Source organism: Pseudomonas sp. YA1 (genome assembly GCF_058680555.1).
The window spans coordinates 130,533-151,765 of record NZ_JBZWBG010000007.1 but is presented as its reverse complement, the minus strand read 5'-3'; the positions used below and the strand labels follow the sequence as shown (position 1 = coordinate 151,765).

The window sequence follows — 21,233 nt, the reverse complement described above, 5'->3', positions numbered from 1 at the left end:
GACCGCGTGTCCAAGGCGCGGAGTGCGTCATAGACTTTTCCGCCCCCCATCGGCAGACTTCGCCCCACGCCAGCCACCACGATCCGCAATGAACGCCGCCGTCCTCAAGTCCCCCTCCGCCGCTGCCGGCGTCCGCCCGGCGGACCGTTTGGGCTTCACCCTGTTCATCGCAGCCATCCTGCACGTCGCCTTCATCCTCGGGGTGGGCTTCTCCATGCCCGCGCCGAGCCAGATCAGCAAGACCCTGGAAATCACCCTGGCCACCTTCAAGAGCGACAAGGCGCCGGAAAAGGCCGACTACCTCGCGCAGATGAACCAGCAGGGCAGCGGTACCCTGGAGCACAAGGCCGCGCCGAAGACCACCGAGGTCGCGCCGTTCCAGGACAACCAGGTGAAGAAAGTCGCGCCGCCGGCTACGCCGAAGCAGGCCAGGAGCGAAGAGGCGCCCAAGGCCGCGGTGACCACCACCCGCCAGCGCCAGCAGAAGGCACCGAGCAAGACCCAGGCACAGAAGGCCGAGCAGGTCGCCAAGCCGGCGCCGCATTTCGACTCAACCCAGCTGTCGGCGGAAATCGCCAGCCTCGAGGCCGACCTGGCCAAGGAGCAGCAGGCCTACGCCAAGCGCCCGCGCATCCACCGCCTGAGCGCCGCCTCGACCATGCGCGACAAGGGCGCCTGGTACAAGGAAGACTGGCGCAAGAAGATCGAACGCATCGGCAACCTCAACTACCCCGACGAGGCCCGCCGGCAGAAGCTCTACGGCAGCCTGCGACTGCTGGTGTCGATCAACCGCGACGGCACCATCTACGAGGTGCAGGTGCTGGAGTCTTCCGGCGAGCCGATCCTCGACCAGGCCGCCCAGCGCATCGTCCGCCTGGCCGCGCCCTATGCACCGTTCAGCGGCGACCTGGCCGACATCGACCGGCTGGAGATCATCCGTACCTGGCGCTTCGAACGCGGCGACCGGCTGTCCAGCAAGTAGCGCCGGCAAGGCTGGCTTTCTCGCGTCCGAAGCAGGACACTAGCGGCCATGAAACAGAGCAGCCCAACCTACCTCAAGCATCATTTCCTGATCGCCATGCCGCACATGGCCGACCCCAATTTCGCCCAGACCGTGACCTACCTGGTCGAACACAACGAGCAGGGCGCCATGGGCCTGGTGATCAACCGTCCCAGCGGCCTCAACCTGGCGGAAGTCCTCGAACAGCTCAAGCCGGACGCCCTGCCGCCGGCGCGCTGCCAGCACATCGACATCTACAACGGCGGCCCGGTGCAGACCGACCGTGGCTTCGTCCTCCACCCCAGCGGCCTGAGCTACCAGTCGACCCTGGAACTGGGCGAGCTGGCGATGTCCACCTCGCAGGACGTGCTGTTCGCCATCGCCGCCGGCACCGGCCCGGAAAAGAGCCTGATCAGCCTTGGCTATGCCGGCTGGGAAGCCGGCCAGCTGGAGGCCGAACTGAGCGACAACGCCTGGCTGACCTGCCCGGCGGACCCGGCGATTCTCTTCGACCTGCCGGCCGAGGAGCGCCTCAGCGCCGCCGCCGCGCGCCTGGGCGTCAACCTCAGCCTGCTCACCGCCCAGGCCGGTCACGCCTGATGGCCAGCGACAAGCCGCTGCGCCTGCTGCTGGGCTTCGACTACGGCACCCGGCAGATCGGCGTCGCCGTCGGCCAGGCGGTGACCGGCCAGGCCCGCGAGCTGTGCGTATTGAAGGCGCAGAACGGCGTGCCGGACTGGAACCGGGTGGAAGCGCTGATCAAGGAATGGCAGCCGGACGCCATCGTCGTCGGCCTGCCGCTGAACATGGACGGCAGCCCAAGCGAGATGAGCGAGCGCGCGGAAAAGTTCGGCCGCCGCCTCAACGGCCGTTTCAACCTGCCGGTCTTTACCCACGACGAACGCCTCACGACCTATGCCGCCAAGGGCGAGCGCCTGGCCCAGGGCCAGCGCGACGGCTACCGCGAGCGACCGGTGGACGCCCTGGCCGCCGCCCTGCTGCTGGAAGGCTGGCTGGCCGAACACCCGGATTGACCCATGGCAGCCGGCACGCCGCCGGTTGCCATTATGCTTTCGCCACCGCGGGCGCCTCCCTACAGCGGGCTCTCCCGGCGGCCATCCCATCGATGTCAGCGAGGAGCCACCATGAGCCTACCCAATCCCGCCGAACTCCTGCCGCGCATGGCCAGCGACCTGCGCGCCCATCTCGCCGAGCGCGGCATCGAGCGGCCGCGCTTCGTCGGCATCCATACCGGCGGCATCTGGGTCGCCGAGGCGCTGCTGAGGGAACTGGGCAACCAAGAGCCGCTGGGCACCCTCGACGTCTCCTTCTACCGCGACGACTTCACCCAGAACGGCCTGCATCCGCAGGTCCGCCCGTCGGCGCTGCCGTTCGAGATCGACGGCCAGCACCTGGTCCTGGTGGACGACGTGCTGATGAGCGGCCGCACCATCCGCGCCGCGCTCAACGAACTGTTCGACTACGGCCGTCCGGCCAGCGTGACCCTGGTCTGCCTGCTCGACCTGAACGCCCGGGAGTTGCCTATCCGCCCCGACGTGGTCGGCCAGACCCTGTCCCTGGGTCGCGATGAGCGGGTAAAATTGGTCGGTCCCGCACCGCTCGCCCTCGAGCGCAAGGTCCTTTCCTCCGCTTCCTGATCCTCTTCACTAGGGCCTGCCCCATGCCGACAGACGCCAAGCGCCCGCTGCAGCTCAACGACCAGGGCCAGCTGCGCCACTTCATTTCGCTCGACGGATTGCCCCGCGAGCTGCTCACCGAAATCCTCGATACCGCCGATTCCTTCCTGGAGGTCGGCGCCCGCGCGGTGAAAAAGGTCCCGCTGCTGCGCGGCAAGACCGTCTGCAACGTGTTCTTCGAGAACTCCACGCGCACCCGCACCACCTTCGAGCTGGCCGCCCAGCGGCTGTCGGCCGACGTGATCAGCCTGAACGTATCCACCTCCTCCACCAGCAAGGGCGAGACGCTCACCGACACCCTGCGCAACCTGGAGGCGATGGCCGCCGACATGTTCGTGGTGCGCCACAGCGACTCGGGCGCGGCGCACTTCATCGCCGAGCACGTCAGCCCCAACGTGGCGGTGATCAACGGCGGCGACGGCCGCCACGCGCACCCCACCCAGGGGATGCTCGACATGCTGACCATCCGCCGGCACAAAGGGAACTTCGAGCAGCTATCGGTGGCGATCGTCGGCGATATCCTGCATTCACGAGTAGCCCGTTCGAACATGCTGGCGCTCAAGACCCTGGGTTGCCCGGACATCCGCGTGATCGCCCCGCGCACCCTGTTGCCGATCGGACTGGAAGAGCAGTACGGCGTGCGCGTGTTCACCAACGCCGACGAAGGCCTGAAGGACGTCGACGTGGTGATCATGCTGCGCCTGCAACGTGAGCGCATGCAGGGTGGCCTGCTACCCAGCGAGGGCGAGTTCTTCAAGCTCTACGGCCTGACCGAGAAGCGCCTGAAGCTGGCCAAGCCGGATGCCATCGTCATGCACCCTGGCCCGATCAACCGTGGCGTGGAGATCGAGTCGGCGGTGGCCGACGGTGCCCAGTCGGTGATCCTCAACCAGGTCACCTACGGCATCGCCATCCGCATGGCGGTGCTGTCCATGGCCATGAGCGGCCAGAACACCCAACGCCAGCTGGAACAGGAGGACGCCGAATGACCATCAGTATCCGAGGCGCCCGCGTCATCGACCCGGCCAGCGGCCTGGACCAGGTCGGCGACCTCCACATCGAGGCCGGCAAGATCGTCGCCATCGGCGCCGCGCCGGCCGGCTTCAGCGCCCAGAAGACCCTCGACGGCGCCGGCCTGGTGGCCGCGCCGGGACTGGTCGACCTCAGCGTCGCCCTGCGCGAGCCGGGCTACGGACGCAAGGGCAACGTCGAAAGCGAGACCCGCGCCGCCGCGGCCGGCGGCACCACCAGCCTGTGCTGCCCGCCCTACACCCGGCCGGTGCTGGACACCCCGGCGGTGGCCGAGCTGATCCTCGACCGCGCCCGCGAGGCCGGCAACGCCAAGGTCTACCCCATCGGCGCGCTGACCCGCGGCTTCGGCGGCGAGCAACTGTCGGAACTGGTGGCCCTGCGCGACACCGGTTGCGTGGCCTTCACCAATGGCCTGCATGGCTTCGCCAGCAACCGCATCCTGCGGCGCGCCCTGGAGTACGCGGCGACCTTCGACCTGACGGTGATCTTCACCTCGCAGGACACCGATCTCGCCGAAGGCGGCCTCGCCCACGAAGGCCCGACCGCCAGCTTCCTCGGCCTCGCGGGGATCCCGGAAACCGCCGAGACCGTGGCCCTGGCCCGCAACCTGCTGCTGGTGGAACAGAGCGGCGTGCGCGCGCACTTCAGCCAGTTGACCAGCGCCCGCGGCATCGAACTCGTCGCCCAGGCCCAGGCCCGTGGCCTGCCGGTGACCTGCGACGTGGCGCTGTACCAGTTGATCCTCACCGACGAAGCGCTGGTGGGCTTCTCCAGCCTCTACCACGTGCAACCGCCGCTGCGCACCAAGGCCGACCGCGAAGCCCTGCGCGAGGCGGTGAAGAACGGCGTGGTACAAGCCATCGCCAGCCACCACCAACCCCACGAGGCGGACGCCAAGAACGCGCCGTTCGCCGCCACCGAGCCGGGCATCAGCGGCGCCGAGCTGCTGCTGCCGTTGGCGATGACGCTGGTCCAGGACGGCCTGCTCGACCTGCCGACCCTGCTCGCCCGCCTCTCCCACGGCCCGGCCCAGGCGCTGCGCCTGCCTGCCGGGCGCCTGGCGGTCGGCCAGGCCGCCGACCTGGTGTTGTTCGACCCGCAGGGTTCGACCCTGGCCGGTGAGAGCTGGTACTCGAAGGGGCAGAACAGCCCGTTCGTCGGTCACTGCCTGCCGGGACGAGTGCGTTACACCCTGGTGGACGGACACCTGACCCACGAGGGCTGATCCCTGCCACCACGAAAGAGCCCGCCATCCGGCGGGCTTTTTCATCTTCGCGTTCGCGATTCCGGGGGGCGTATCCGTTGCCGGGGCGGGCGCCCTATCCCAGCCTCTGCCACCAACCCGCCTCAACGGCAGGGCGAATAACGCGGAGCGTTATCCGCCGAGGCATGCTCGCCGGGAACACCCGATGGCCAGCAGCCGCGCCGGTCGGCGCCGCTCCCTGCGGAGCCTCAGATCTTCGCCAGCGCCTGCGCCAGGTCGGCCTGCAGGTCCTCCAGCGCCTCGACGCCCACCGACAGGCGGATCAGCGAGTCACCGATGCCCAGGTCGGCGCGGGTTTCCGCCGGGATGCTGGCGTGGGTCATGATCGCCGGATGCTCGATCAGGCTTTCCACCCCGCCCAGGCTCTCCGCCAGGGAGAAGATCCGCACGTTCTCCAGGAAGCGCCGGGCGCCGGCCAGGTCGCAGCGCAGGTCGAGGGAGATCATCCCGCCGAAGCCACGCATCTGCCGTTTCGCCAGCTCATGCTGCGGGTGCGAAGCCAGGCCGGGGTAGTAGACCCGCGCCACCTGCGGCTGGCGCTCCAGCCACTGGGCCAGGGCCAGGGCGTTGCTGCAATGGCGCTCCATGCGCAGCGCCAGGGTCTTCACCCCACGCAGGGTGAGGAAGGCGTCGAACGGCCCGGAGATGGCGCCCACCGAGTTCTGCAGGAAGCCCAGGCGCTCGCGCAGGTCCGGGTTGTCGCCGACGATGGCGATGCCGCCGATCACGTCGGAATGGCCGTTCAGGTACTTGGTGGTGGAGTGCACCACCACGTCGAAGCCCAGTTCCAGGGGGCGCTGGATGTAGGGGCTGGCGAAGGTGTTGTCGGCCACGCTGATGATGCCGCGGGCGCGGCAGAGCTGGGCGATGGCGCGCAGGTCGGTGAGGCGCAGCAGCGGGTTGCTCGGGGTTTCCACCCAGACCATGCGGGTTTCCGGGGTCAGCGCGGCCTCGAAGGCCTGCAGGTCGGTCGGGTCGACGAAGCTGAAGCGATGCCCGGCGCTGCGCCGGCGGACCCGCTCGAACAGGCGGAAGGTACCGCCGTAGAGGTCATTGCCGGAAACGATGTGGGAACCGGCGTCGAGCAATTCCAGCACCGAAGATATCGCCGCCAGGCCGGAGGCGAAGGCGAAGGCCTGGGCGCCGCCCTCGAGGTCGGCCACGCAGCGCTCCAGGGCCCAGCGGGTCGGGTTGTGCGAGCGGCCGTAGTCGAGTCCCTTGTGTACCCCGGGGCTTTCCTGGATGTAGGTGGAGTTGGCATAGATCGGCGGCATGATCGCGCCGGTCGAGGGATCGGGGGCCTGCCCGGCGTGGATGACCCGGGTCGCGAAGGCCTGGGCCGGGGCGTCGGGATGCTGGTCGTGCTGGCTCATGCGAGCTTTCTCCGCAAATGGTTCAACAGGTCGAAACGGGTGATCAGGCCGTGGAAGCCGCTGGCATCGGCAACGATCGCCACCAGGCCGCGGTCCAGTACCGCCTGCAACTGGGCCAGGCTGGCGCCGGGCGCGAGGGTCTCCGGCGCGGCGTTCATCGCGCTGCTTACCGCATCGCGGAAGCGTGGCGCGTCGGCGTGGACACCGAGCAGGATATCCGACTCGTCGATCACACCGACCAGTTTTCCATCGTCCAGCACCGGCAATTGCGAAACGTCGGCCAGGCGCATGCGCTGGAAGGCGGTGAGCAGGGTGTCGTCCGGACCGACGCTGATCACCCGGCCCTCCTCGAAGCGCCGCGCGATGATGTCGCGCAGGTCGCCGTAGTGCTTGCGTTGCAGCAGGCCCTGGTCGGTCATCCACTGGTCGTTGTAGATCTTCGACAGGTAGCGGGTGCCGGTGTCGCAGACGAAGCTGACCACCCGCTTCGGCTCCTTCTGCTCGCGGCAAAAGCGCAGCGCCGCGGCCAGCAGGGTGCCGGTGGAGGAGCCGCCGGGAATGCCCTCGACGCGCAACAGTTCGCGGGCCATGGCGAAGCTTTCCTCGTCGCTGATGGAATAGGCATGGCGCACGCTGGAGAGGTCGGCGATGGCCGGTACGAAGTCCTCGCCGATGCCCTCCACCGCCCAGGAACCCGGCGTACCCAGGGTGCCGGAGCGGGAGTACTCGGCCATGATCGAGCCCTCGGGGTCGGCGAGCACCATCTCCAGCTCCGGCTGGACCTTCTGGAAGAACCGGGTAAGGCCGGTCAGGGTACCGGAGGAGCCGACGCCGACGACGATGGCGTCGAGATCGTGGCCGGTCTGCGCCCAGAGCTCCGGGCCGGTGCCGCACTCGTGGGCCAGCGGGTTGGCCGGGTTGTTGAACTGGTCGGCGAAGAAGGCGCCGGGAATGTCCTGCGCCAGGCGCGCGGCAACGTCCTGGTAGTACTCCGGATGGCCCTTGCCGACGTCCGAGCGGGTGATGTGCACCTCGGCGCCCATGGCGCGCAGGTGCAGGACCTTCTCGGTGGACATCTTGTCCGGCACCACCAGCACCACCCGGTAGCCCTTGGCGCGACCGACCAGGGCCAGGCCGAGACCGGTGTTGCCGGCGGTGGCCTCGACGATGGTGCCACCGGGCCGCAGGCGGCCGTCACGCTCGGCGGCCTCGATCATGGCGACACCGATGCGATCCTTGATGGAGCCGCCGGGGTTCTGCGATTCGAGCTTGAGGAACAGGGTGCAGGGGCCGGTATCGAAGCGCGTCACGCGAACCAGCGGGGTGTTGCCGATCAGGTCGAGCACGGCGGGGCGTGAGTCGGAAGTCATCTTTTCTCCTTTCGGTGTTTCCGCACGGAGCGATACGGTGCGCGGCCTCGTGAGCCATTGCACCTATCCGTTCTGGGGCTTGCAGACCATAGGGGCTGGCGCGCGCGGGCGCCAATAACCTACAGGTAGAACGTTAGAACCTTTGGTTCCTTAAGTCCCGCCGGCGGAATTCCCTGCCGACCGCGGCGACACCCATGAAAAAAGCCCGCCGGATGGCGGGCTTCTCGCACCTGGCGACGAGCCTCAGATACGCTGCGGCCCGTTGCGCTCGGACACCTGTCCGTTGAGGGTCCAGAAGTCGTAGAGCACGCCGAGGAAGAACAGGCCGCCGGTGAACAGGTAGATGATCCCGGTGATCCACTTGCCCATGTACATCCTGTGCACGCCGAGCACGCCGAGGAAGGTCAGCAGGATCCAGGCCACGTTGTAGTCCAGGTTGCCGCCCTGGAAGCGCCGGTCGGCCTCGCGGTCCATCGACGGGATGAGGAACAGGTCGATGATCCAGCCGATGAAGAACAGGCCGAAGGTGAAGAACCAGATCGTCCCGGTGATCGGCTTGCCGTAATAGAAGCGGTGCGAACCGGTGAAACCGAAGATCCACAGCAGGTAGCCGATGGCCTTGCTATGGGTGTCGTGCTGTTGAGTCATGCGTCCCCCCTCGTTCCGTGCGCGGCTGCGGCCGCGCCTGAGCCGCAGGTTAGCGGAGCGGCGGACGCCGCGCCAGAGCGGCCCGGCGCATGACAGTTTTGCAATTGCCTATCCTGTAGGCTGGTGCTGCCGCCACCGCCCCACAGGAGCCGCCATGAGCGCCGGACACGAGCACAGCTTCGCCCAGACCAACTCGACCCGCCTGAAATGGGCGTTGCTGCTGACCGGAAGCTTCCTCGTCGCCGAGGTCGTCGGCGGCATCCTCACCGGCAGCCTGGCACTGATCTCCGATGCCGCGCACATGCTCACCGACGCCGTGGCCCTGGCCATCGCCCTGGCCGCGATCAACATCGCCAGGCGCCCGACCAACGATCGCCTGACCTACGGCTACCACCGCTTCGAGATCCTCGCCGCGGCGTTCAACGCCTTCCTCCTGTTCGGCGTGGCCTTCTATATCCTCTACGCGGCCTACGAGCGGCTCAACCAGCCGGCGGAGATCCAGTCCGTGGGCATGCTGGTGATCGCCGTGCTCGGCCTGCTGGTGAACCTGGCCAGCATGCGCCTGCTGGCGCCGGCCCAGGGCAACAGCCTGAACGTCAAGGGCGCCTACCTGGAGGTCTGGAGCGACATGCTCGGCTCGCTGGGGGTGATCGTCGCCGCGATCGTGATCCGTTTCACCGGCTGGGCCTGGGTCGACTCGCTGGTGGCGGTGCTGATCGGTTTCTGGGTCCTGCCGCGCACCTGGATCCTGCTGCGCGAGAGCCTGCATGTGTTGCTCGAAGGGGTGCCGAAGGAAATCCAGTTGGCCGAGCTGCGCGAAGCGCTGCTGGGGATTCCCGGCGTGACCGGGCTGCACGACCTGCATGTGTGGTCGATCACCAGCGGCAAGATCAGCCTGACCAGCCATCTGGTCTACGACCCGGCCCTGGTCGACGCCGAGGCGCTGCTGGGAACGGTGAAGGCGCTGCTGCACGACCGCTACGAGATCGAACACAGCACCCTGCAACTGGAAACCTCGGCCTGCGCCCAGGCCGAGGAGCCGCTGGCCTACTGAAGACGGTTCAGCGGAAGCGCCGGCCGGCAGGGTCGTCGTCGGTGATTTCCAGGCTCAGGCCCTGGGTCAGGTTCGACAGGTGGTCGGCGTCGCTTTCCGAACCGAGCTTGATCATCAGGCGCAGGTCGTTGGCCGAGTCGGCGTGGGCCAGGGCGTCCTCGTAGGTGATCTCGCCCTGGGTGTAGAGCTGGTACAGCGCCTGGTCGAAGGTCTGCATGCCCTGCTCGGTGGAGCGCTTCATCAGCGGCTTCAGCTCGTGCACCTCGCCCTTGCGGATCAGGTCGGCGGCCAGCGGGGTGTTCAGCAGCACCTCGATCACCGCCCGCCGCCCCTTGCCGTCGGGGGTCGGCACCAGTTGCTGGGCGACGATGGCCTTGAGGTTCAGCGACAGGTCCATCCACACCTGGCCATGACGGTCGGCCGGGAAGAAGTGGATGATCCGCTCCAGCGCCTGGTTGGCGTTGTTCGCGTGCAGGGTCGCCAGGCACAGGTGGCCGGTCTCGGCGAAGGCCACGGCGTGGTCCATGGTCTCCCGCGAGCGCACCTCGCCGATCATGATCACGTCCGGCGCCTGGCGCAGGGTGTTCTTCAGCGCCACCTCGAAGGAGTCGGTGTCCAGCCCCACCTCGCGCTGGGTGACGATGCAGCCCTGGTGCTGGTGGATGTACTCGATCGGGTCCTCGATGGAGATGATGTGCCCGGTGGAGTTCTTGTTGCGGTAGCCGATCATCGCCGCCAGCGAGGTGGACTTGCCGGTGCCGGTGGCGCCGACGAAGATCACCAGGCCGCGCTTGGTCAGCGCCAGCTTCTTGAGGATTTCCGGGAGCTTCAGCTCTTCTAGGGTCGGGATGTTGGTCTCGATCCGGCGCAATACCATGCCCACCAGGTTGCGCTGGTAGAAGGCACTGACCCGGAAGCGGCCGATGCCGCGGGCGCTGATGGCGAAGTTGCACTCATGGTTCTCGGCGAAATCGCGGCGCTGCTGCTCGTTCATCACGCCTAGCACGGTCTCGCGGGTCTGCTCCGGCGACAGCGGCGTCTTGGTCACCGGCATCACCCGGCCGTTGACCTTCATCGACGGCGGTACGCCGGCGGTGATGAACAGGTCGGAGCCGCCCTTTTCCACCATCAGGCGCAGCAGCTTTTCGAATTCCATGATGTTCTCGCTCACTCAGGGGCGCGCCGCGACGGCGAGCCGGATGCGGGCGAGCGGGCGCTGGACGCGCTCGCCGGCAAGGATAGGTAGGAATGCGCCTACGGTACCGCTCTCCCGCTCTTGAATCCTAGACGCAGTTCCGGGATTCGGGCGAAGCGCGGCGGATCGGCGCCAGGATCAGAAGTTTTCCGGGATCTTCGCCTTCTCGCGGGCGTTCTCGCGGCTGATCAGGCCCTTGGCGACCAGGCCCTTGAGGCACATGTCGAGGGTCTGCATGCCCAGCGAGCCGCCGGTCTGGATCGCCGAATACATCTGCGCGACCTTGTCCTCGCGGATCAGGTTGCGGATCGCCGGGGTGCCGATCATGATCTCGTGGGCCGCCACCCGGCCACCGCCGATCTTCTTGATCAGGGTCTGCGAGATCACCGATTGCAGCGACTCGGAGAGCATCGAGCGAACCATGGCCTTTTCCTCGGCCGGGAACACGTCGACCACCCGGTCGATGGTCTTCGCCGCCGAGGTGGTGTGCAGGGTGCCGAATACCAGGTGGCCGGTCTCCGCCGCGGTCAGGGCCAGGCGGATGGTCTCCAGGTCGCGCATCTCGCCGACCAGGATGATGTCCGGGTCCTCCCGCAGCGCCGAGCGCAGCGCTTCGCTGAAGCCGAGGGTGTCGCGATGCACCTCGCGCTGGTTGACCAGGCACTTCTTCGATTCGTGGACGAATTCGATCGGGTCCTCGATGGTGAGGATGTGGTGGTACTTGGTGTTGTTCAGGTAGTCGAGCATCGCCGCCAGGGTGGTGGACTTGCCCGAACCGGTCGGCCCGGTTACCAGTACCAGCCCGCGCGGGACGTCTGAAACACGTTTGAACACTTCTCCCATGCCAAGCTCCTCCATGGTCAGTACCTTGGAGGGAATGGTCCGGAATACCGCGCCGGCGCCACGGTTCTGGTTGAAGGCGTTGACCCGGAAACGCGCGACGCCCGGCACCTCGAAGGAGAAGTCGGTCTCGAGGAATTCCTCGAAGTCCTTGCGCTGCTTGTCGTTCATGATGTCGTAGATCAGCGCATGCACCTGCTTGTGTTCCAGCGGTGGCAGGTTGATCCGGCGTACATCGCCATCCACCCGGATCATGGGTGGCAGGCCGGCGGAGAGGTGCAGGTCCGAAGCGCCCTGTTTGGCACTGAAGGCGAGCAGCTCGGTAATATCCATGGGACTCCCCAATTACAAGCAAGCAGGTAGAATGCCGCCAAAGCCGCCGTCTCGGACAAGGAAAACACCGGATGAGCCAGGGTGCTTCCAGGACACGCGTGGTGTCCTGCGCCAGACGCGGAACCTCGACACTGGAACAGGAAGATGGCCATCGAGGCCGGCGGTTTCGAGGGCGTCGAGCCGACGCCGACCGCACTTCCATAGGGCGCAGGTAATGTCCACGATAGCAGAGAATATTGCAAAGGTTGCCGCGCGCATCCGTGAGGCAGCGCAAGCTGCGGGGCGCGATCCGGCCACGGTCGGCCTGCTCGCCGTGAGCAAGACCAAGCCCGCCGCCGCGGTGCGCGAGGCGCACGCCGCCGGCCTTCGCGACTTCGGCGAAAACTACCTGCAGGAGGCCCTCGGCAAGCAGGCCGAACTGGCCGACCTGCCCTTGAACTGGCACTTCATCGGCCCCATCCAGTCGAACAAGACGCGGCCCATCGCCGAGCATTTCCAGTGGGTGCACTCGGTGGACCGGTTGAAGATCGCGCAGCGCCTGTCGGAGCAACGCCCGGCCGGGCTGCCGCCCCTGAATGTCTGCCTGCAGGTCAACGTCAGCGGCGAAGCCAGCAAGTCCGGCTGCGCCCCCGAGGACCTGCCGGCCCTGGCCGAGGCCGTGAAGCAACTGCCCAACCTCCGATTGCGTGGCCTGATGGCCATCCCCGAACCCACCGCCGAACGCGCCGCGCAACACGCCGCGTTCGCCCGCCTGCGCGAACTGCTGCTGGTCCTGAACCTTGGCCTGGACACCCTGTCCATGGGCATGAGCGACGACCTCGAGGCAGCCATCGGCGAAGGTGCGACCTGGGTCCGCATCGGTACCGCCCTGTTCGGCGCCCGCGACTACGGCGCGCCGGCTTCTTGAAGGAATCCCCTATGAGCACACCCCGCATAGCGTTCATCGGCGCCGGCAACATGGCCGCCAGCCTGATCGGCGGCCTGCGCGCCCAAGGCGTGCCGGCGGCGCAGATCCGCGCCAGCGACCCGGGCGCCGAGCAACGCGCGAAGATCGCCGGCGAGTTCGCCATCGACGTGGTCGAGTCCAACGCCGAGGCCGTGGCCGACGCCGACGTCGTGGTCCTGTCGGTCAAGCCGCAGGCCATGAAAGCCGTGTGCCAGGCCTTGGCGCCGGCGCTGAAGCCGGAGCAACTGATCGTCTCCATCGCCGCCGGCATCCCCTGCGCCAGCCTCGAAGCCTGGCTCGGCCAGCCGCGCCCGGTGGTCCGCTGCATGCCCAACACCCCGGCGCTGCTGCGCCAGGGCGCCAGCGGGCTGTACGCCAACGCGCAGGTCAGCGCCGCGCAACGCGAGCAGGCCGGGCAGTTGCTGTCCGCGGTGGGCATCGCCCTGTGGCTGGACGACGAAGCGCAGATCGACGCGGTGACCGCAGTGTCGGGCAGCGGCCCGGCGTATTTCTTCCTGCTGATGCAGGCCATGACCGACGCCGGCGAGAAGCTCGGCCTGTCCCGCGAGACAGCCTCGCGCCTGACCCTGCAGACCGCCCTCGGTGCGGCGCAGATGGCGCTGTCCAGCGAGGTCGAGCCGGCCGAACTGCGGCGCCGGGTGACTTCGCCCAACGGCACCACCGAGGCGGCGATCAAATCCTTCCAGGCCAACGGCTTCGAAGCACTGGTGGAGCAGGCCCTGAACGCCGCCAGCCAGCGCTCCGCCGAGCTGGCCGAACAGCTTGGCCAATAAGGAGTAGTCGATGATCGGCCTCAACACCGCTGCTATCTATATCCTCCAGACCCTCGGCAGCCTCTACTTGCTGATCGTGCTGCTGCGCTTCATCCTGCAGCTGGTCCGCGCGGACTTCTACAACCCCCTCAGCCAGTTCATCGTGCGCGCCACCAAGCCGCTGCTGAACCCGCTGCGGCGGATCATCCCCGGCTTCGGTGGGATCGACCTGGCCTCGCTGGTGCTGGCGATCCTGATCCAACTGGTGCTGATGATCCTGATCCTGATGCTGATGGGCTACGGCGTCGGCGGCTTCATCATGCAACTGCTGATCTGGTCGATCATCGCCGTCACCTCGCTGTTCCTGAAGGTGTTCTTCTTCGCCCTGATCATCAGCGTGATCCTTTCCTGGGTCGCCCCGGGCAGCTACAACCCCGGCGCGCAACTGGTGAACCAGATCTGCGAACCGCTGCTGATGCCGTTCCGCAAGCTCCTGCCGAACCTCGGCGGACTGGATCTCTCGCCGATCTTCGCGTTCCTCGCGCTGAAGCTGATCGACATGCTGGTGATCAACAACCTGGCGGCCATGACCGGCATGCCCCAGCAGTTGAGCATTTTCCTCTGAGCTTCTACCGCTGGGACGGCGAGGACCTGCTCCTCGATTGCCACCTGCAGCCCAAGGCGAGCCGCGACGAGTTCGCCGGGCTGCACGGCGAGCGCCTGAAGATCCGCCTCACCGCACCGCCGGTGGAGGGCAAGGCCAACGCCCATCTGCTGGCCTTCCTCGGCAAGGCCTTCGGCGTGGCCAAGAGCCTGGTGAGTCTCGAAAGCGGCGAGCTGAACCGGCAGAAACGGGTGCGCATCCGCCGTCCGACCCGATTGCCGAAGGAACTGGGGATCGCCGCTCGACCCGCTTGACCGACCTTACGTGCAGGAATGTGAAGCAGGCCAATTGACGCTCCCCCGCTCCCCCGCATAATCCACGCCATCCTTCCCCCGCCGGTCCCGCGCCCTGGAGCCCCTGGATGAGCATGGAAAGACTCAGCCATCAAATCGACGCCTACGTCGCCTGGAAGCGCGAGCTGATGCGGGAAATCACCCGCTATCGCGGCTGGCTGGAGCGCAGCCGGCTGAACAGCCCGGCGGTCGAGGCCAAGCTCGAACGCGCCCTGCGCCAACTGCGCGCGGACCACATCACCCTGGCCTTCGTCGGCGAGTTCTCGCGTGGCAAGACCGAGCTGATCAACAGCCTGTTCTTCGCCGGCTACGGCCAGCGCATGCTGCCGTCCCACGCCGGACGCACCACCATGTGCCCCACCGAGCTGTTCCACGATCCGCGCGCCGAGCGCAGCTACATCCGCCTGCTGCCGATCGAGACGCGCCTGGCCGACGCCAGCGTCGCCCAGTTCAAGCGCGTGCCGCGCCACTGGGTGAACATTCCGCTGGACACCGGCGACCCGGAGGGCATGGCCCAGGCCTTCGCCCAGGTCGCCAAGACCAAGGCGCTGCCGGTGGAACAGGCGATCCAGCTCGGCTTCCACCCGGACGCCCTGGAAGCCGCCGACGAGCCCGACCAGGTGCGCGTCCCGGCCTGGCGCCACGCCCTGGTCAACTTCGACCACCCGCTGCTGCGCCAGGGCCTGCGAATCCTCGACACGCCCGGCCTGAACGCCCTCGGCAGCGAGCCGGAGCTGACCCTGTCGATGCTGCCCAACGCCCAGGCGATCCTGTTCCTGCTGTCCGCCGACGCCGGTGTCACCGCCTCGGACATGGAAATCTGGCAGAAGTACATCCAGCCACTGCGCGAGGACGGCCACAGCAGCCTGTTCGCCGTGCTGAACAAGATCGACGTGCTCTGGGACGACCTCTCCGGCGAGCGCTTCGTACAGAACGCCATCCGCCTGATCCAGGACGGCACGGCCCGCCAACTCGGCCTGCAGCGCGGCGACGTGCTGCCGCTGTCGGCGAAGCAGGCGCTGCTGGCCAAGGTCCGCGGCGAACCGGCGCTGCTCGAACGCAGTCGCCTGGATCGGCTGGAAGCGCTGCTCTGCGAGCGCATCGTCGCGCAGAAGGAAGCGCTGCTGGAGAACGCCGTGCTCGGCCAGGTCCTCGGCCTGCTGCACAACAGCCAGCATCTGCTGCGCCTGCGCCTGGAGAAGGTCGAGGAACAGCGCGCGCTGCTCGACGACAAGCAGCGCGACAGCGGCCAACTGCTGTTCGAACTGACCGCGAAGACCAAGGACGACCACGGCCGCCACCACCGCCGCCTGCTCAACCTGAAGACCAACCAGCGCCTGCTGCAGCACCAGGGCGCGACGCTGCGCGAGACGATCCGCAGCGAACGCATGGAACAGCACCTGCAGAAGGTGCGGCGCAACCTCAACGGCAGCCTGACCACGGTCGGCATCAACCAGGCGATCCTGGCGTTCTTCCGCGCGGTGGAGCACGACCTCGACAACCTCGAGCACGAGGCCGGCATGGCCAACCGCATGGTCGCCGCCATCTACCGCCGGCACAACGAGGAGAACCCGCTCTACGCCCTCGACGCGCCGCAGCTGCGGGTCCAGCGCTACCAGCGCGAACTGTTGCAGTTGAAGAAGAAGGGCGACCAGTTCCGCCTGCAGCTGAAGACCGTGCTTACCGAGCAACGCCTGCTGACCCGGCGCTTCTTCGCCACCCTGGTGCAGGAGGTGGTCGGCCTGCACCAGCGCCTGCGCGAGGAAACCGAGCGCTGGGCCAACGACGCGCTGATGCCGCTGATGCAGCACACCCTGGAAAACAAACAGTTGCTCGAAAGCCACATGCTCCGCCTCAAGGGCCTGGCCCAGGAGACCCAGCAGGTACGCCAGCGCAGCCAGGCCTTCGCCGGGTTCGCCGAGGAATTGCAGGAACAGTTGCGCGAAGCCGGCGACATCCTCCGCCAGTTGCGCCGCCCCTCGCCCCTGCAGCGCCAGGCCAAGGTGGTCAACCTGCCAGGCTCGCAGCGCGCCTGACCCCGCTCCCACGGCGCGCGCCAGCGCGCTTGCCGCTGGGGGCGACGCTCTTTAGACTGGCGCCCTCCTTTGTTCGAGAGCAGGGTCGATGCCCACAGTCTTCCCCGACGACTCCGTCGGTCTGGTCTCCCCCCAGACGCTGCACTTCAACGAACCGCTCGAGCTGACCAGCGGCAAGTCCCTGGCCGAGTACGACCTGGTGATCGAAACCTACGGCGAGCTGAATGCCACGCAGAGCAACGCGGTGCTGATCTGCCACGCCCTCTCCGGCCACCACCACGCCGCCGGCTACCACAGCGTCGACGAGCGCAAGCCGGGCTGGTGGGACAGTTGCATCGGTCCGGGCAAGCCGATCGACACCCGCAAGTTCTTCGTCGTCGCCCTCAACAACCTCGGCGGTTGCAACGGATCCAGCGGCCCCGCCAGCATCAATCCGGCGACCGGCAAGGTCTACGGCGCGGACTTCCCGATGGTCACGGTGGAAGACTGGGTGCATAGCCAGGCGCGCCTGGCAGACCGCCTCGGCATCCGCCAGTGGGCCGCGGTGGTCGGCGGCAGCCTCGGCGGCATGCAGGCGCTGCAATGGACCATCAGCTATCCCGATCGCGTCCGTCACTGCCTGTGCATCGCCAGCGCGCCGAAGCTGTCGGCGCAGAACATCGCCTTCAACGAAGTCGCCCGGCAGGCGATTCTTTCCGACCCTGAGTTCCTCGGCGGCTACTTCCAGGAGCAGGGCGTGATTCCGAAGCGCGGCCTCAAGCTGGCGCGGATGGTCGGCCATATCACCTACCTGTCCGACGACGCCATGGGCGCCAAGTTCGGCCGCGTACTGAAGACCGAGAAGCTCAACTACGACCTGCACAGCGTCGAGTTCCAGGTCGAGAGTTACCTGCGCTACCAGGGCGAGGAGTTCTCCACCCGCTTCGACGCCAATACCTACCTGCTGATGACCAAGGCGCTGGACTACTTCGACCCCGCCGCCGCCCACGGCGACGACCTGGTGCGCACCCTGGAGGGCGTCGAGGCGGACTTCTGCCTGATGTCCTTCACCACCGACTGGCGTTTCTCGCCGGCCCGCTCGCGGGAAATCGTCGACGCCCTGATCGCGGCGAAAAAGAACGTCAGCTACCTGGAGATCGACGCCCCGCAAGGCCACGACGCCTTCCTCATGCCGATCCCCCGGTACCTGCAAGCCTTCAGCGGTTACATGAACCGCATCAGCGTGTGAGGACCCGATGCGCGCCGATCTTGAAATCATCCAGGAATGGATTCCCGCCGGCAGCCGCGTCCTCGACCTCGGCTGCGGCGACGGCGAACTCCTGGCCTGGCTGCGCGACCACAAGCAGGTCAGCGGCTACGGCCTGGAGATCGACCCCGACAACATCGCCCGTTGCATCGAAAACGGGGTGAACGTGATCGAGCAGGACCTCGACAAGGGCCTGGGCAACTTCGCCAGCGACAGCTTCGACGTGGTGGTGATGACCCAGGCGCTACAGGCCGTGCACTATCCGGACAAGATCCTCGAAGAGATGCTGCGGGTCGGCAAGACCTGCATCATCACCTTCCCCAACTTCGGCCACTGGCGCTGCCGCTGGTACCTGGCGCGCAACGGCCGGATGCCGGTCTCCGAGTTCCTGCCGTATACCTGGTACAACACGCCGAACATCCATTTCTGCACCTTCCAGGACTTCGAGCGCCTGTGCCGCCAGTTGCGCATGCGCGTGCTCGACCGCCTGGCCGTGGACCGTGACCACCGGCATGGCTGGGCCAGCCGGCTGTGGCCTAATCTATTGGGTGAGATTGGAATCTACCGGGTCACCGGACCCGGAGTGCAGACCCGCAACCTCGCCGTCTAGGAACGCGCCAGGCTGCGGGCCAGGGCCGGGCGCCCCTCCGCTCGTCCTCGGGAGAGCGCTGCCGAAGCCGGCCAAGGCCGCCGGCAGCAGACCATGGACAACGTCCATGCCACCTTTCAGGAGAAACCACCATGCGCCGCTTCACCGCTTTCGTCCTCGGCCTCTGCCTGAGCCTGCCGGTCCTCGCCGAGCAGGTGCAGCGCTTCGGCGACCTGGACGTCCACTACAACGTGTTCAACTCCAGCTTCCTCCAACCCAACGTGGCCAGCGCGGTCGGCCTGGTACGCAGCAAGGCGCAGGGCGTGATCAACGTGGTGCCGATGGAGAAAGGCAAGCCGGTGGAAGCCAGCGTGACCGGCTCCGCCAAGGACCTGACCGGCAAGGTCATTCCCCTGGAGTTCCGCCGGGTCAGCGAGGAAGGCGCCATCTACAACCTGGCGCAATTCCCGATCAGCCAGCGCGAGACCCTGGTCTTCACCATCAAGGTCGAGGCCAAGGGCGAACCTGCGCAAACCTTCAGTTTCAACAAGGAAATCTTCCCGGACGAATGATCAAGCTCGAACAGCTGGTGCTGGCCAGCCACAATGCCGGCAAACTCAAGGAACTCCAGGCCATGCTCGGCGCCAGCGTGAAGGTGCGCTCGATCGGCGAGTTCAGCCAGGTGGAACCGGAGGAAACCGGTCTTTCCTTCGTCGAGAACGCCATCCTCAAGGCACGCAACGCCGCACGCCTCTCCGGCCTGCCGGCGCTGGCCGACGACTCCGGGCTGGCGGTGGACTTCCTCGGCGGCGCGCCGGGCATCTACTCGGCGCGCTATGCCGACGGCCGGGGCGACGCGGCGAACAACGCCAAGCTGCTGGAGGCCATGAAGGATGTCCCGGACGCCGAGCGCGGCGCACAGTTCGTCAGCGTGCTGGCGCTGGTGCGCCACGCCGACGACCCGCTGCCGATCCTCTGCGAGGGCATCTGGGAAGGCCGCATCCTTCGCGAAGCCCGCGGCGCCCACGGCTTCGGCTACGACCCGCTGTTCTGGGTGCCGGAACGCGACTGCTCCAGCGCCGAGCTGGCGCCCGAGGAGAAGAACCGCCTCAGCCACCGGGCCCGCGCCATGGCCCTGCTCAAGCAGCGCCTGGGCCTCTGAGCCGCAGCCGCCGGGCGGCGTCGGCACGGCGTTTCGTCCGGCCGCCTTGGAGGTTGGCCGAACTCATGCCACGATAGCGCCCCGAAACCGCCCCCACCCCGCCCCGCCGTGACCCAAGCCACCCCGTTTCAGCTCCCGCCCCTGGCCCTGTACGTGCACATCCCGTGGTGCGTGCGCAAGTGCCCGTATTGCGACTTCAACTCCCACGCCGCTGGCCCGGAGCTGCCCGAAGAGGCCTATGTCGATGCCCTGCTCGCCGACCTGGAGCAAGACCTGCGCCATGTCCACGGCCGGCGCCTGGGTTCGATCTTCTTCGGCGGCGGCACGCCCAGCCTGTTCTCGGCCAAGGCCCTGGGCCGGCTACTGGAAGGCGTCGAGCGCAGGGTCGGCTTCGCCGGCGGCATCGAGATCACCCTGGAAGCCAATCCCGGCACCTTCGAACAGGTCAAGTTCGCCGACTACCGGCGCCTCGGCATCAATCGCCTGTCCATCGGCGTGCAGAGCTTCCAGGCCGACAAGCTGCAGGCTCTGGGGCGCATCCACGACGGCGCCGAGGCAGTGCGCGCCGCCGACATGGCGCGCCAGGCCGGCTTCGACAACTTCAACCTCGACCTGATGCACGGCCTGCCCGGGCAGAGCCTCGACGACGCCCTGGCCGACCTGCGCCAGGCCCTCGCCCTGGCCCCCACGCACCTCTCCTGGTACCAACTGACCATGGAGCCGAACACGGTGTTCTGGAGCCAGCCGCCGGAGCTGCCCGAGGACGACATCCTCTGGGACATCCAGGAAGCCGGCCAGGCCCTGCTCGACGCGCACGGCTACCGCCAGTACGAGACCTCCGCCTACGCCCGCGACGGCCTGCGCGCCCGGCACAACCTGAACTACTGGAGCTTCGGCGACTTCCTCGGCATCGGCGCCGGCGCCCACGCCAAGCTGAGCGCGCCGGACGGACGCATCGTGCGGACCTGGAAGACCCGCCTGCCGAAGGACTACCTCAACCCGCAAAAGGCCTTCCAGGCCGGCGAGCGCCCGCTGGAAGCGGCCGACCTGCCATTCGAGTTCATGATGAACGTGCTGCGCCTGGTCGACGGCGTCCCCGCCGCGCTCTACCCGCAGCGCACCGGCCAGCCGCTGGCGGCGATCGCCGATGCCTGCGCCGCCGCGCGCGACGCCGGGCTGCTCGCCGACGACCCGCAGCACCTGCGTCCCAGCGAACGCGGCCAGCTGTTCCTCAACGACCTGCTGCAACATTTCCTGCCGTGACGACGGATGCACGCCCATCCGTGCCGGCAGGCAGGTAAACTCCGCCGACCGACACGCCGATTCGTTACAAGGAACCCTCGATGGATTACGCGCTGGACCTGATCGCCACCCTGTCGCGCTGGAGCCGCAGCCACCTGTCGGACATCTCCCTGGCCATCATGGCCACCCTGCTGGTGCTGTTCGGCCCGGCGATCAACGCCTGGGTACAGCAGCGCATCGGCAGCCTCAACTTCGTCTTCCGCACCCTGCTGTTCGTGCTGATCTGCGCGGTCGGCTACGGCCTGGCGATGGTCTTCGTCACCCCCTGGCTGGCCAAGGGCCTCGGCTACTTCAACAACTACACCCTGGCGCCCGTGCTCCTGCTAGTGTTCTTCGTGATCGGCATGATCGCCGATCGCAGCTGAGCCCCCGGTCTCCCGGCGGCCAGCACCGTCCCCAAGAGCGTCATGGCCTCC

The 21,233-nt window shown here is 67.5% G+C and carries 23 protein-coding genes; 18 read left to right on the top strand and 5 right to left on the bottom strand.

Translation table 11 applies throughout. The features are described 5' to 3' along the window. The first annotated feature begins 88 nt into the window (after positions 1-88). From AC4OR5_RS11795 to AC4OR5_RS11770, 6 genes are all read left to right on the top strand, one after another. Complete coding sequence (locus AC4OR5_RS11795; RefSeq protein WP_003084580.1) at positions 89-982, top strand: TonB family protein; 894 nt, start codon at positions 89-91, stop codon at positions 980-982. 48 nt (positions 983-1,030) lie between these two features. Beyond that, the gene (locus AC4OR5_RS11790) at positions 1,031-1,600 is read left to right on the top strand and encodes a YqgE/AlgH family protein (RefSeq protein WP_003084577.1); all 570 of its coding nucleotides are present in this window, start codon (positions 1,031-1,033) and stop codon (positions 1,598-1,600) included. Beyond that, positions 1,600-2,034: a Holliday junction resolvase RuvX gene (gene ruvX / locus AC4OR5_RS11785; protein WP_003084575.1), complete on the top strand. Its 435-nt coding sequence runs from the start codon at positions 1,600-1,602 to the stop codon at positions 2,032-2,034. The genes AC4OR5_RS11790 and ruvX overlap by 1 nt, the downstream gene beginning before the upstream one ends. Before the next feature lie 111 nt (positions 2,035-2,145). Then, a complete protein-coding gene (pyrR, locus tag AC4OR5_RS11780; RefSeq protein ID WP_003084574.1) occupies positions 2,146-2,658 on the top strand; it encodes a bifunctional pyr operon transcriptional regulator/uracil phosphoribosyltransferase PyrR in 513 nt (170 codons plus the stop codon). A 23-nt stretch (positions 2,659-2,681) separates the two neighbouring features. Beyond that, entirely contained in the window at positions 2,682-3,686 is a 1,005-nt protein-coding gene (locus AC4OR5_RS11775; protein ID WP_003084569.1) for an aspartate carbamoyltransferase catalytic subunit, read from the top strand. Next, positions 3,683-4,954: a dihydroorotase gene (locus AC4OR5_RS11770; protein ID WP_004365041.1), complete on the top strand. Its 1,272-nt coding sequence runs from the start codon at positions 3,683-3,685 to the stop codon at positions 4,952-4,954. The genes AC4OR5_RS11775 and AC4OR5_RS11770 overlap by 4 nt, the downstream gene beginning before the upstream one ends. A 227-nt stretch (positions 4,955-5,181) precedes the next feature. On the opposite strand, the gene AC4OR5_RS11765 is transcribed toward AC4OR5_RS11770, so the two are convergent. The 3 genes from AC4OR5_RS11765 to AC4OR5_RS11755 all read right to left on the bottom strand — a co-directional run bounded on the left by AC4OR5_RS11765 (position 5,182) and on the right by AC4OR5_RS11755 (position 8,384). Then, positions 5,182-6,366, bottom strand: coding sequence for a cystathionine gamma-synthase (locus AC4OR5_RS11765; RefSeq protein WP_003110017.1), 1,185 nt, complete (start codon positions 6,364-6,366; stop codon positions 5,182-5,184). Next, a complete protein-coding gene (locus AC4OR5_RS11760) occupies positions 6,363-7,736 on the bottom strand; it encodes a pyridoxal-phosphate dependent enzyme (protein WP_003084562.1) in 1,374 nt (457 codons plus the stop codon). Before AC4OR5_RS11760 ends, AC4OR5_RS11765 begins: the two co-directional genes overlap by 4 nt. A 243-nt stretch (positions 7,737-7,979) precedes the next feature. Beyond that, positions 7,980-8,384: an NINE protein gene (locus AC4OR5_RS11755; protein WP_003084560.1), complete on the bottom strand. Its 405-nt coding sequence runs from the start codon at positions 8,382-8,384 to the stop codon at positions 7,980-7,982. Positions 8,385-8,538: 154 nt separating this feature from the next. Here AC4OR5_RS11755 and czcD point away from each other — a divergent pair, with 154 nt between their 5' ends. Continuing rightward, positions 8,539-9,438: a CDF family zinc transporter CzcD gene (gene czcD, locus AC4OR5_RS11750; protein ID WP_003100957.1), complete on the top strand. Its 900-nt coding sequence runs from the start codon at positions 8,539-8,541 to the stop codon at positions 9,436-9,438. Between the two features lie 7 nt (positions 9,439-9,445). On the opposite strand, the gene pilU is transcribed toward czcD, so the two are convergent. Next, positions 9,446-10,594 carry a type IV pilus ATPase PilU gene (pilU, locus tag AC4OR5_RS11745; protein WP_003110016.1) on the bottom strand — a complete coding sequence of 383 codons (1,149 nt, stop codon included), beginning with the start codon at positions 10,592-10,594 and terminating at the stop codon, positions 9,446-9,448. 177 nt (positions 10,595-10,771) lie between these two features. Next, positions 10,772-11,806 carry a type IV pilus twitching motility protein PilT gene (gene pilT, locus AC4OR5_RS11740; protein WP_003084552.1) on the bottom strand — a complete coding sequence of 345 codons (1,035 nt, stop codon included), beginning with the start codon at positions 11,804-11,806 and terminating at the stop codon, positions 10,772-10,774. A gap of 214 nt (positions 11,807-12,020) precedes the next feature. Between pilT and AC4OR5_RS11735 the strand changes: the two genes are divergently transcribed. From AC4OR5_RS11735 to AC4OR5_RS11685, 11 genes are all read left to right on the top strand, one after another. Beyond that, the gene (locus AC4OR5_RS11735; RefSeq protein ID WP_058160881.1) at positions 12,021-12,713 is read left to right on the top strand and encodes a YggS family pyridoxal phosphate-dependent enzyme; all 693 of its coding nucleotides are present in this window, start codon (positions 12,021-12,023) and stop codon (positions 12,711-12,713) included. Positions 12,714-12,724: 11 nt separating this feature from the next. Beyond that, positions 12,725-13,546, top strand: a complete 822-nt coding sequence (proC, locus tag AC4OR5_RS11730; RefSeq protein ID WP_003084546.1) for a pyrroline-5-carboxylate reductase — start codon at positions 12,725-12,727, stop codon at positions 13,544-13,546. 10 nt (positions 13,547-13,556) lie between these two features. Beyond that, positions 13,557-14,150: a YggT family protein gene (locus AC4OR5_RS11725; RefSeq protein WP_003084544.1), complete on the top strand. Its 594-nt coding sequence runs from the start codon at positions 13,557-13,559 to the stop codon at positions 14,148-14,150. Beyond that, positions 14,147-14,443, top strand: coding sequence for a DUF167 domain-containing protein (locus AC4OR5_RS11720; RefSeq protein ID WP_031628073.1), 297 nt, complete (start codon positions 14,147-14,149; stop codon positions 14,441-14,443). Before AC4OR5_RS11725 ends, AC4OR5_RS11720 begins: the two co-directional genes overlap by 4 nt. A 107-nt stretch (positions 14,444-14,550) precedes the next feature. Then, complete coding sequence (locus AC4OR5_RS11715) at positions 14,551-16,518, top strand: dynamin-like GTPase family protein (protein ID WP_003084539.1); 1,968 nt, start codon at positions 14,551-14,553, stop codon at positions 16,516-16,518. A gap of 88 nt (positions 16,519-16,606) precedes the next feature. Continuing rightward, a complete protein-coding gene (gene metX / locus AC4OR5_RS11710) occupies positions 16,607-17,746 on the top strand; it encodes a homoserine O-succinyltransferase MetX (RefSeq protein WP_058160879.1) in 1,140 nt (379 codons plus the stop codon). 7 nt (positions 17,747-17,753) lie between these two features. Beyond that, entirely contained in the window at positions 17,754-18,374 is a 621-nt protein-coding gene (gene metW, locus AC4OR5_RS11705; RefSeq protein ID WP_003084530.1) for a methionine biosynthesis protein MetW, read from the top strand. Between the two features lie 131 nt (positions 18,375-18,505). Further along, a complete protein-coding gene (locus AC4OR5_RS11700; RefSeq protein ID WP_003084528.1) occupies positions 18,506-18,925 on the top strand; it encodes a DUF4426 domain-containing protein in 420 nt (139 codons plus the stop codon). Further along, the gene (gene rdgB, locus AC4OR5_RS11695) at positions 18,922-19,515 is read left to right on the top strand and encodes an RdgB/HAM1 family non-canonical purine NTP pyrophosphatase (RefSeq protein ID WP_003084527.1); all 594 of its coding nucleotides are present in this window, start codon (positions 18,922-18,924) and stop codon (positions 19,513-19,515) included. The genes AC4OR5_RS11700 and rdgB overlap by 4 nt, the downstream gene beginning before the upstream one ends. Positions 19,516-19,623: 108 nt before the next feature. Continuing rightward, entirely contained in the window at positions 19,624-20,778 is a 1,155-nt protein-coding gene (gene hemW, locus AC4OR5_RS11690) for a radical SAM family heme chaperone HemW (RefSeq protein WP_019486531.1), read from the top strand. Between the two features lie 80 nt (positions 20,779-20,858). Further along, positions 20,859-21,182 (top strand): DUF3392 domain-containing protein, encoded by a 324-nt coding sequence (locus AC4OR5_RS11685; protein WP_003084525.1) that lies wholly within the window; start codon positions 20,859-20,861, stop codon positions 21,180-21,182. Positions 21,183-21,233 lie beyond the last annotated feature (51 nt).

Coding starts and splice junctions, on each gene's coding strand:
- AC4OR5_RS11795 (WP_003084580.1), top strand. CDS start 89: ATGAACGCCGCCGTCCTCAAGTCCCCCTCCGCCGCTGCCGGCGTCCGC.
- AC4OR5_RS11790 (WP_003084577.1), top strand. CDS start 1,031: ATGAAACAGAGCAGCCCAACCTACCTCAAGCATCATTTCCTGATCGCC.
- ruvX (WP_003084575.1), top strand. CDS start 1,600: ATGGCCAGCGACAAGCCGCTGCGCCTGCTGCTGGGCTTCGACTACGGC.
- pyrR (WP_003084574.1), top strand. CDS start 2,146: ATGAGCCTACCCAATCCCGCCGAACTCCTGCCGCGCATGGCCAGCGAC.
- AC4OR5_RS11775 (WP_003084569.1), top strand. CDS start 2,682: ATGCCGACAGACGCCAAGCGCCCGCTGCAGCTCAACGACCAGGGCCAG.
- AC4OR5_RS11770 (WP_004365041.1), top strand. CDS start 3,683: ATGACCATCAGTATCCGAGGCGCCCGCGTCATCGACCCGGCCAGCGGC.
- AC4OR5_RS11765 (WP_003110017.1), bottom strand. CDS start 6,366: ATGAGCCAGCACGACCAGCATCCCGACGCCCCGGCCCAGGCCTTCGCG.
- AC4OR5_RS11760 (WP_003084562.1), bottom strand. CDS start 7,736: ATGACTTCCGACTCACGCCCCGCCGTGCTCGACCTGATCGGCAACACC.
- AC4OR5_RS11755 (WP_003084560.1), bottom strand. CDS start 8,384: ATGACTCAACAGCACGACACCCATAGCAAGGCCATCGGCTACCTGCTG.
- czcD (WP_003100957.1), top strand. CDS start 8,539: ATGAGCGCCGGACACGAGCACAGCTTCGCCCAGACCAACTCGACCCGC.
- pilU (WP_003110016.1), bottom strand. CDS start 10,594: ATGGAATTCGAAAAGCTGCTGCGCCTGATGGTGGAAAAGGGCGGCTCC.
- pilT (WP_003084552.1), bottom strand. CDS start 11,806: ATGGATATTACCGAGCTGCTCGCCTTCAGTGCCAAACAGGGCGCTTCG.
- AC4OR5_RS11735 (WP_058160881.1), top strand. CDS start 12,021: ATGTCCACGATAGCAGAGAATATTGCAAAGGTTGCCGCGCGCATCCGT.
- proC (WP_003084546.1), top strand. CDS start 12,725: ATGAGCACACCCCGCATAGCGTTCATCGGCGCCGGCAACATGGCCGCC.
- AC4OR5_RS11725 (WP_003084544.1), top strand. CDS start 13,557: ATGATCGGCCTCAACACCGCTGCTATCTATATCCTCCAGACCCTCGGC.
- AC4OR5_RS11715 (WP_003084539.1), top strand. CDS start 14,551: ATGAGCATGGAAAGACTCAGCCATCAAATCGACGCCTACGTCGCCTGG.
- metX (WP_058160879.1), top strand. CDS start 16,607: ATGCCCACAGTCTTCCCCGACGACTCCGTCGGTCTGGTCTCCCCCCAG.
- metW (WP_003084530.1), top strand. CDS start 17,754: ATGCGCGCCGATCTTGAAATCATCCAGGAATGGATTCCCGCCGGCAGC.
- AC4OR5_RS11700 (WP_003084528.1), top strand. CDS start 18,506: ATGCGCCGCTTCACCGCTTTCGTCCTCGGCCTCTGCCTGAGCCTGCCG.
- rdgB (WP_003084527.1), top strand. CDS start 18,922: ATGATCAAGCTCGAACAGCTGGTGCTGGCCAGCCACAATGCCGGCAAA.
- AC4OR5_RS11685 (WP_003084525.1), top strand. CDS start 20,859: ATGGATTACGCGCTGGACCTGATCGCCACCCTGTCGCGCTGGAGCCGC.